Annotated in this window: 1 protein-coding gene; it reads right to left on the minus strand. The window is 66.9% G+C overall.

The window, feature by feature from the left end; translation table 11 throughout:
* The coding region (locus B551_RS18245; RefSeq protein WP_023264730.1) for a methyl-accepting chemotaxis protein at positions 1 to 1,038 on the minus strand (1,038 nt) is incomplete at its 3' end.
* Positions 1,039 to 1,304: the final 266 nt, after the last annotated feature.

Genomic DNA, 1,304 nt, shown 5'->3' on the forward strand with positions numbered 1-1,304 from the left:
ACCGCCCTTGACCGCGGTCTCCGACGCGTTGGCCGCCAGGCCGCTGGCCTGCCGCGCGTTGTCCGCGTTCTGGCGCACCGTGCCGGTCAGCTCTTCCATGCTCGACGCGGTCTCCTCCAGCGACGCCGCCTGCTGCTCCGTGCGCTGCGACAGGTCGTTGTTGCCGGCGGCGATTTCGCGCGAGGCCGAGGCGATCGATTCGGCCGCGGTCTTGAACTCCTGCACCATGCCCGACAGCTGCAGCTGCATCTGCTTCATCGCGTACAGCATGCTGTCGCGGTCGCCGGCGCGCAGCTTGATCTCGGTCGAGAAGTCGCCGTCGGCGATGCGCGATGCGATCGCGGCCGCGTAGGCCGGTTCGCCGCCCAGCTGGCGCGACAGCGCGCGGGCCAGGAACACGCCGAGCAGCAACGACACCGCCAGGCCGCCGAGCACCAGCGCCAGCATCCACAGGCGCGAGCTCTCGTAGACCCCCTCGGCTTCTTCCATGTTCGCGCGGGCACCGGCGTCGCGGCGCTTGACCATGTTGAACATCAGCTCTTCGATCGCATGGCCATCCTTGAGCAGCGCCGTGCTTTCCTCGAACACCTGGCTCTCGAACTGCGAGGTATCGAGCGGCTGGCGCGAGACCAGCTCGACGTACTTGGCCATGCGGTCGCGATAGGCCGGCAGCATCGTATCGAACTGCTTGATCAGCGCCTGGCCCTGTTCGGTCTGGAAGGAATTGCGGGCCTGCTTGATGCGCTCGTCGACCACGCCGAACGACTTCTCGATCAGCGTCTTCTCGGTCGTCCGTTCACCCATCGTCGAGGCCGACAGCAGCGCGATCTGCGCGCGGCTGGCGTACAGCAGATTGATGTTGGCGTCCTGCACGGCCTTCAGCGCCTGCAGGTCGGTGTTGTAGATCCGGCTGGTCCACTCGGTCATCCGGCCCATATTGACCACCCCCAGCAGGCCCATCGCCATGCCGATGACGGAAACGATCAGAAAGCCGACGACCAGCTTCGTCGCGACTCGCAGTTGCTTGAACCATTGCATGAGAACTACCTCTTCTTCTGGATGACCGTCCGGCCGGATGCGGCGCCGATCGCCAGCGATCGGTGCGCTTGCCGGCTTGCTTTCCGGCTTCGTTGTCGTGCCGGTTGATACTGCTGTCCGTGCTTCGATCGGTGCCGGGCGCCTGCCGGCGTCCGTGCCCGATCGCCCGTCAAAAACCCATCATCACACGCGTGCCAGCCGCGGCGCCGCAGTGTCGGGCACCGCCTCGCCGCGCGGACGCTGCGGGCGCGGCTCGGCGTGCAGGC

The sequence above is a fragment of the Cupriavidus sp. HPC(L) genome (assembly GCF_000307735.3).
Lineage (GTDB): Bacteria > Pseudomonadota > Gammaproteobacteria > Burkholderiales > Burkholderiaceae > Cupriavidus.